Here is a 7,407-nt window from a genome sequence, read left to right as displayed (position 1 = left end):
CTGCACCTTTATTGCATCGACCTGCACCTTTGTTGCATCGACCTGCACCTTTGTTCCCGATGCCATTAATTTATAAGGGGTAGGTTGAAAACCCTTTGGCTTTAGCCAAGGGATGAAAACCACGGCGCAGGGTTTAGCCTGATGTGATGCTAATCACTACTATTAGTGATGCTGGCTGGTCTACTTTCCGGTCATGGTTGGAGTATTTCGGGCACAAATATGGAAAGGTCACGGTTGCTGTGCCTCCCCATAATACATCTCAAAACTGCTCTAACTGTGGGAAGAAAGTGAAGAAGTCTTTGTCTACAAGAACCCACGTTTGTACTCATTGCGGATACGTGGAAGACAGAGATGTGAATGCAGCCATCAATATCCTGAAATTAGGACTCAGTACCGTGGGGCACACGGGAACCTACGCTTGGGGAGATTTACCCTCTTGGGCGGTTGGTGCAAGCCTGCTGTCTAACGGCGAGTCAACGAACCAAGAATCCCCGCTGCTTTAGCACGGGGAGTGTCAAAGTATTAAGTTTAAGCAGCAATTAATTCGCCTCGCAGAACAGTTACCGCTTGTCCGCTAAGTAAAACGCGATCGCCCCCATCATAATAAACCTTCACCACACCACCGCGACTCGAAGCTTGATAAGCTAAAAACCGGTCTTTGTGCAAGCGATCGCGCCAAAATGCAGCAAGACAACAATGAGCCGCCCCTGTCACCGGGTCTTCATTAATACCCAATCCCGGCGCAAAGAAGCGCGAAACGAAGTCATATTGGGAATCAGTCCCAGCAATACTGGTAACAATAACATCAGCAAAAGGTAACGTTTTTAGTAGTTGAAAATTGGGCTGTAATTGTCGCACCAATTCTTCAGATTCTAATTCTATTAAATAACCTAGTGAATTCTGCAATACAGATTTGTATGGTACACCCAAAGCTTGACTAAGTTCTGGAGGAGCAATCGTTGATTTTGAGTGATTGACGGGAAAATCTAACTCAATCCACTCACCTTGTAACTTCGCAACAAGTAATCCACTTTTGGTATAAAAACGCGCAACCTCGTTTGGTGACAAATGTCCTTGTGACCAAAGTACGTGGGCACTAGCTAAAGTTGCGTGACCACAAAGCGGTACTTCCAGCGTCGGTGTAAACCAACGCAAATTAAAGCCATCATCTTGTTTGACTAGAAAAGCTGTCTCAGATAAATTCATTTCCTGCGCCACGTTTTGCATCCAAATCTCATCTTGGGGAGTAGGCAAAACACAGACAGCAGCAGGATTACCTGCAAACGGTGTATTGGTGAAAGCATCAACCTGAGTAATGATTTGTCCCATAAAATTACCCCTAAAGTAGTAGAAGTCTGTGTTCGTAAATTGAGCAAACGAAATTTAGGTTAGCGAAAAATCAACTGTACGTAATTTTGAGTGAGTATTCAGTCACCTAATATTTAAACAGATAAACAATATAGAGTTTTAAATGATTAGTTATTCTGGGAGAAAAATGCGAGCGATCGCGTCATAATACACTTTTACCTCTCCATTCCGAATTGCTAACAGGATTATCTGCAAAGGATGTATTCATGAAAGAATCAAACGGAAACATCAAGCTAAAAATCTTCCGGGGCATTTTTGCTAGTGTGAACCTAGTGTTAATTTGTGGAGGATTGGTTAGCTGTATTCCTCAATTACCAAAGCCACTTGTTCCAACTGAGCAACAAAAACCAGTCCTGCAACCGAATCAGCCAAACTCGAATGACAAGTATGACAACGATAACGATGACGATGGCAAGGACGATGAAGAGGATAATGATAAAGACGGTGATGATAAAGACTAAATAACCTTTATCCTTTTTTTGAGTTTCTATTTATGCTTATCCAACAAACTTCTAGTTCCCTCGTTGACACTCTACGCCAGCGACGGCAAAAACTAGCCAGCCTGATTAATTTTCCGGCAATTCTGTGGTCAGGTAGCAACAGCCCGCGCAATTTCCCCGCAAATTCCTTTCCCTTTCGCGCTAGCAGTCATTTCCTCTACTTTGCCGGACTACCACTATCAAACGCGGCAATTCGCCTAGAAGCGGGCAAGCTAGAGCTGTTCATGGAAGATCCGTCACCCAGCAGCGCCCTTTGGCATGGAGAAATGCCAACACGAGAGGAAATTGCCGAAAAAATTGGGGCAGATGTGGCTCGAACGCTAACAGAATTAGGATCTTGGGTAGAAGATGCCGCGACGATCGCTGTACAAGATGCTGCTACTTGGACGCAGCAATCACAACTTTTGAATAGATGGATTTTACCCCAAAGTCCTCCCCAAGGAATTGATTTCGAGTTAGCCAAGGCGATGGTTTTTCTACGCCTCACCCACGATGAAGCTGCATTAATCGAGTTACGAAAAGCTGCGGCTGTCACTGTCCAAGCACACAAAGCTGGCATGGCTGCAACACCTCAAACCAAATTGGAAGCAGAAGTTCGTGCGGCGATGGAAGGGGTAATTATTGCCAACAATATGACCACCTCCTACAACAGCATTGTCACCGTTCACGGCGAAGTTTTACACAACGAACACTATCACCATAATTTGCAACCAGGCGATTTACTGCTGGCTGATGTCGGTGCTGAAACTGATACTGGTTGGGCTGCTGATGTGACTCGCACTTGGCCAGTTTCTGGCAAGTTTTCATCCACCCAAAGAGATATTTATGATGTTGTCTTGGCAGCCCATGATGCTTGCATTGCCAAAATACATCCTGGTGTAGAGTATGGAGATATTCATTTACTAGCTGCTACGGTCATAGCTGAAGGTTTAGTGGATTTAGGAATTTTACAAGGAAATCCCGATGATTTAGTAGAAATGGATGCCCACGCGCTATTTTTTCCCCATGGTATTGGTCATTTATTGGGTTTAGATGTCCATGACATGGAAGATTTAGGCGATTTAGCAGGATATGAAGAAGGAAGAACAAGAAGCGATCGCTTTGGCTTGGGCTATTTGCGTTTAAATCGTCCATTACGTCCAGGAATGCTAGTTACAATTGAGCCTGGTTTTTACCAAGTACCAGCAATTTTAAATGATGCTAACGTGCGTTCAAAATATCAAAATGTAGTCAATTGGCAGCGATTATTAGAATTTGCTGATGTCCGCGGCATCCGCATTGAAGACGATGTTTTAGTGACTACAGAAGGCAGCGAAATTTTAACAGCTGCATTACCGAATGATGCCAACACTGTAGAAAATCTAGTTAATATCTGAGTCTATTATTAACTAGATAATCCAGCAACATTTCTAACATAGAGACATCATATTTATAATCGGTGTTAGAGTATTGTGCTGGATCTCGGTTTACCTGCACTTCGGCAATTTTGACACTTTCTCCAACTACCTCAAAACGCACCTGGAAAATGCATAAACCAGTCCAACTACGATGCAAGTATAACCAAGGAGCTTCGTAGAAAATGAACCACTTATTTTCCATATGCTCTGGAATTACTCCAGCAGTAATTCGCTCAAATTCTTGTTGTGAGTAAACTTTTTCTAGCGTTATATTTGTAGACGCACAAGGCATAGGTTCTGTTTTCCAATCATCTCGTTGGGCTATTCGCATACTACAAATCAAATTACTCTCGTGGCTTGGTAAAAATATAATATGATACCTCGTGATATGTAAAAAATTGCAAATTCATGATTAAAAAACCCATACAATTACTACTGAGTGGAGTTATTGTCAGCTTTGGACTATTAGCATCATTAGCTCAAGCACAGCAGCCGATTTCTGATGCCCAAGTTGGGGCAATGGTAGAGGCATTGCGACAAGCTGCACCCCAAACAAAAAATCCCAACGATGGACTTTATAGCGAATGGCAAGTCAAACCAGAAACCCTCAAAGGCTGGTCAAAAACTTGTCTTAAACGAGAACTAACACCAACACAATTTGAAAACAGCCCTGTGCTTGCCCGCTCGGTTGTATCCTGCATCACTCGCCGTGAGTTAACTAAACAGTTCGCCGCCACCAACAATAATGAAATTGCATCCGTGCGCGGCACCGCTTGTTGGTGGATGACTGGTAACTATACGGGCTGCAATAAAGGTTTCACTGCTGATTATGTGCAAAAAGTTGTGCGTTTTTACCAACAAGAACGTTCAAAACCGACAGTAACCCAATGATCAAGGGGCGGTTAAAGATAATTCTTTTACCTTTTCAGTCAGCCAATCAACACGATCCTTACCCCAAAACCTTTCGCCTTCCACCACCCAAGTTGGTACACCGGGACAGCCAAATTGCTCATATTCTGCCAAAGCTTCCATTGCGGCTTGTTTAGCTGCTTCGCCCTGGGCTAATTCTAGAATGCGATCGCCATTCAACCCAACATCATTGGCAATTTTTCTAATTACAGACTCATCGTTGACATCAAGCAAGTCAACATAGCTGGCTCGATAAAAAGCAGCATCCAGAAGATGCTCCTTCCCGCTTCCACGAGCAGCGTAATATGCTCTAGCGGGAAGTTCTTCCCGACTAAATTTCATTTCTTGCCAGCGTTTTACCCACCTACGGAATTCATCAAGCTCTTTGAATCGAATTTCAATACCGTACTTTTTCGCCCACCGCAGACAATCTTCTTTGTGATACAACGATACAGCTGCGCTTTCACTTCCTCCTTGGAGATCGGCTACCTTAATACCTCGCTCCTTGGGAATGTAAATTGGTCGTCGTTCAATATCAACAGGTAAACCCTGCAATGATTTTTCAGCAAGAATGATGCCAATGTATGAGTTTGCTGAGTGGTATATTGAGTAGGAGTAAACTTTGATTCGCTGCGACATATATTTCCATAAATATTTTTTTGTCTCACGCACGAGGCAAGAGAGGCGTAGAGGAGAAAACGCAAAGAAAGACTTTTGCAAGAAGTCTTTTCTTCTATAGCTATCTAAATTAATTCGCTATTTTAATATTAAATTTGGCTTTTAACCCATTGCCGAAATTCTTTAACTAATTCCAAATAATCTTTTTCGCCCACCTGCGCTAAAAAATTAGAAATCTCTGTTAGTGGCAGATTGGCAAATGCTAAACTTTGTTCAACAGATATATATTTCTGATTTTGTAAAACGTTAATAGTAAAATCTTTACCGTCATATCGCCAGATTTCAGGCACGCCCATATCAGCGTAGACTTGAAAGCGGTTTTTAGAACTGCTAGTAATATCAACTTCTACTACTAAATCTGGTGGCGGATCTTGCGCTAAATCTATTCTTTTTTTGCCTCTGATGAAATTAATATTTTCAATGTAAAAACATTTATCTGGTTCTGCACCACTCAGTTCTGGACGTTTAAAAGTAGTAGAACCAAGGCACTCAATTCTAAGTTCTAGTTCTTCTGCAAGAGTTTCGACAAATCGACCTGCAATTTCTTTGTATCGTTCATGTTCAGGTGAAGGAGCCATGATTTCTAGACTACCTCGATTGTAAGTAAGCCGGAGGCGGCGATTAACACCAAGTTCAGTTAACAAGTTTTCATAGGTTTGCCAACTGATATCTGATAAGTGGATGATTTCTGTAGGTTCAAGCAGCGTGTTGCTAGTCATAGCGATATGTGATGTATGTTCTCGCTGTACAATAGCCATTCTTACTCTTACTGTACTTTAAACTCAAAACTCAATCTTCAATAAAGTAGGTATGTAGTTGCTACAGTCGGGGTGAAAACTACTAAGCTGGTAAATAGCACGTTTAAACTTTACCGGAAAATCTGAATCGCATTTATCGGCGCTTCAAAATTCCTCACTGGCGAACTACCTGTAATTACATTATGTTTGATGCTTTATCTGACCGTTTGGAAGCCGCCTGGAAAAAACTTCGGGGACAAGACAAAATTTCTCAATCCAACATTCAAGACGCCTTGCGGGAAGTACGCCGCGCTTTGTTGGAAGCAGATGTCAATCTCCAGGTAGTCAAAGATTTTATTAATGAAGTCGAAACCAAGGCACAGGGAGCTGAGGTAATCTCCGGCGTGCGACCTGACCAACAGTTCATCAAAATTGTTCACGATGAGCTAGTGCAGGTGATGGGAGATGAGAATGTTCCTCTAGTAGAAGCTCAAGAGCAGCCTACTATTGTGCTAATGGCTGGGTTGCAAGGTACTGGTAAAACCACAGCTACTGCAAAGTTAGCTTTACATCTGAGGAAATTAGACCGTAGTTGCTTGTTGGTGGCGACAGACGTGTATCGCCCAGCAGCGATCGATCAGTTGGTGACACTGGGTAAGCAAATTGACGTACCAGTTTTTGAACTTGGAAGCGATGCAGATCCTGTAGAGATAGCGCGGCAAGGTGTAGAGCGCGGCAAAGCAGAAGGTGTAAATACAGTAATTATTGATACTGCTGGGCGTCTGCAAATTGACGACGAGATGATGGCGGAATTAGCCCGCATCAAAGAAACTGTCCAACCCGACGAAACTCTGTTGGTGGTGGACGCTATGACCGGACAAGAAGCAGCGAATTTGACCCGCACCTTCCACGAGCAAATCGGGATTACTGGGGCAATTCTTACCAAACTCGATGGCGACAGCCGGGGCGGTGCGGCGCTGTCAGTCCGACAGATTTCGGGAGCGCCAATTAAGTTTGTCGGGGTGGGTGAAAAAGTCGAGGCACTGCAACCGTTTTATCCCGAACGCATGGCATCGCGGATTCTGGGAATGGGTGATGTGTTGACCTTGGTAGAAAGAGCGCAGGAAGAGATTGATTTAGCAGATGCTGAGAAAATGCAGGAGAAAATCCTGACAGCGAAGTTCGACTTTACCGACTTTCTCAAACAGCTGCGCCTGTTGAAAAACATGGGTTCACTGGGAGGCATCATGAAGATGATTCCAGGGATGAATAAACTCTCAGACGACCAGCTCAAGCATGGAGAAACCCAACTCAAGCGCTGTGAAGCGATGATTAACTCCATGACCCGCCAAGAACGCCACGATCCTGATTTATTAGCCAGTTCTCCTAGTCGGCGGCGACGGATTGCTGCTGGTTCAGGCTATAAAGAAGCCGACGTAAGTAAACTTGTAGCTGACTTCCAAAAAATGCGATCGCTCATGCAGCAAATGGGTCAAGGAGGCTTCCCTGGGATGCCGGGAATGTTCGGTGGCGGTATGGGCAGCCCATTTGGAGATGGAGGCAATCGTGCCCCAGCCCCCGGATGGCGCGGTTACAATACTGGCGCCCCAGCCACGAAAAAGAAAAAGAAAGATAAAAAGAAAAAAGGATTCGGTAATCTTTAAATTATTGGGCATGGGGCATTGGGCATCGGGCATTGCTTCTTGTTAACTCACAAACGACTAATGACCAATAACTAATGACAAATAGCAGCAAACACTAGACGAGTGCTAGAATTAGCATTTCGGCATACTTACTAACAGGAGAATGATTCTTCAA

General features: G+C 43.7%; 8 protein-coding genes and 1 pseudogene. 5 read left to right on the top strand and 4 right to left on the bottom strand.

Translation table 11 applies throughout. The features are described from left to right. Positions 1-149: 149 nt before the first annotated feature. A pseudogene (locus tag ACM0OY_RS01185) lies at positions 150-503 on the top strand (RNA-guided endonuclease InsQ/TnpB family protein); the annotation flags it as partial. 25 nt (positions 504-528) lie between these two features. On the opposite strand, the gene ACM0OY_RS01180 reads toward ACM0OY_RS01185, so the two are convergent. After that, positions 529-1,329: a PhzF family phenazine biosynthesis protein gene (locus ACM0OY_RS01180; RefSeq protein WP_414567070.1), complete on the bottom strand. Its 801-nt coding sequence runs from the start codon at positions 1,327-1,329 to the stop codon at positions 529-531. A gap of 245 nt (positions 1,330-1,574) precedes the next feature. On the opposite strand from ACM0OY_RS01180, the gene ACM0OY_RS01175 reads away from it, so the two are divergent. Both ACM0OY_RS01175 and ACM0OY_RS01170 read left to right on the top strand, forming a co-directional pair. Next, entirely contained in the window at positions 1,575-1,829 is a 255-nt protein-coding gene (locus tag ACM0OY_RS01175) for a hypothetical protein (protein WP_414567069.1), read from the top strand. Positions 1,830-1,861: 32 nt separating this feature from the next. Continuing rightward, on the top strand, positions 1,862-3,244 hold the full coding sequence (locus ACM0OY_RS01170; protein ID WP_414567068.1) for an aminopeptidase P family protein: 1,383 nt from the start codon (positions 1,862-1,864) through the stop codon (positions 3,242-3,244). Here the strand turns inward: ACM0OY_RS01170 and ACM0OY_RS01165 are convergent. Further along, complete coding sequence (locus tag ACM0OY_RS01165; protein WP_414567067.1) at positions 3,234-3,596, bottom strand: hypothetical protein; 363 nt, start codon at positions 3,594-3,596, stop codon at positions 3,234-3,236. The genes ACM0OY_RS01170 and ACM0OY_RS01165 overlap by 11 nt on opposite strands. A gap of 77 nt (positions 3,597-3,673) precedes the next feature. On the opposite strand from ACM0OY_RS01165, the gene ACM0OY_RS01160 reads away from it, so the two are divergent. Continuing rightward, positions 3,674-4,156, top strand: a complete 483-nt coding sequence (locus tag ACM0OY_RS01160) for a hypothetical protein (RefSeq protein ID WP_414567066.1) — start codon at positions 3,674-3,676, stop codon at positions 4,154-4,156. Here the strand turns inward: ACM0OY_RS01160 and ACM0OY_RS01155 are convergent, their stop codons facing one another. Together ACM0OY_RS01155 and ACM0OY_RS01150 are read right to left on the bottom strand one after the other, a co-directional pair. Continuing rightward, positions 4,157-4,813 (bottom strand): 2-hydroxychromene-2-carboxylate isomerase, encoded by a 657-nt coding sequence (locus ACM0OY_RS01155; RefSeq protein ID WP_414567065.1) that lies wholly within the window; start codon positions 4,811-4,813, stop codon positions 4,157-4,159. It abuts the gene before it with no gap. Positions 4,814-4,941: 128 nt separating this feature from the next. Continuing rightward, entirely contained in the window at positions 4,942-5,610 is a 669-nt protein-coding gene (locus ACM0OY_RS01150) for a Uma2 family endonuclease (RefSeq protein WP_414567064.1), read from the bottom strand. 182 nt (positions 5,611-5,792) lie between these two features. On the opposite strand from ACM0OY_RS01150, the gene ffh reads away from it, so the two are divergent. After that, complete coding sequence (gene ffh / locus ACM0OY_RS01145; RefSeq protein ID WP_414567063.1) at positions 5,793-7,253, top strand: signal recognition particle protein; 1,461 nt, start codon at positions 5,793-5,795, stop codon at positions 7,251-7,253. The last annotated feature ends 154 nt before the right edge of the window (positions 7,254-7,407 follow it).

The sequence above is a fragment of the Nostoc sp. CCY 9925 genome (genome assembly GCF_963920935.1).
Lineage (GTDB): Bacteria > Cyanobacteriota > Cyanobacteriia > Cyanobacteriales > Nostocaceae > Nostoc.
This window is presented reverse-complemented; position numbering and strand designations above follow the sequence as displayed.

Bases quoted from the DNA above. Each gene is read 5' to 3' on its own strand.
- ACM0OY_RS01180 (WP_414567070.1), bottom strand. From the start codon at position 1,329: ATGGGACAAATCATTACTCAGGTTGATGCTTTCACCAATACACCGTTT.
- ACM0OY_RS01175 (WP_414567069.1), top strand. From the start codon at position 1,575: ATGAAAGAATCAAACGGAAACATCAAGCTAAAAATCTTCCGGGGCATT.
- ACM0OY_RS01170 (WP_414567068.1), top strand. From the start codon at position 1,862: ATGCTTATCCAACAAACTTCTAGTTCCCTCGTTGACACTCTACGCCAG.
- ACM0OY_RS01165 (WP_414567067.1), bottom strand. From the start codon at position 3,596: ATGCGAATAGCCCAACGAGATGATTGGAAAACAGAACCTATGCCTTGT.
- ACM0OY_RS01160 (WP_414567066.1), top strand. From the start codon at position 3,674: ATGATTAAAAAACCCATACAATTACTACTGAGTGGAGTTATTGTCAGC.
- ACM0OY_RS01155 (WP_414567065.1), bottom strand. From the start codon at position 4,813: ATGTCGCAGCGAATCAAAGTTTACTCCTACTCAATATACCACTCAGCA.
- ACM0OY_RS01150 (WP_414567064.1), bottom strand. From the start codon at position 5,610: ATGGCTATTGTACAGCGAGAACATACATCACATATCGCTATGACTAGC.
- ffh (WP_414567063.1), top strand. From the start codon at position 5,793: ATGTTTGATGCTTTATCTGACCGTTTGGAAGCCGCCTGGAAAAAACTT.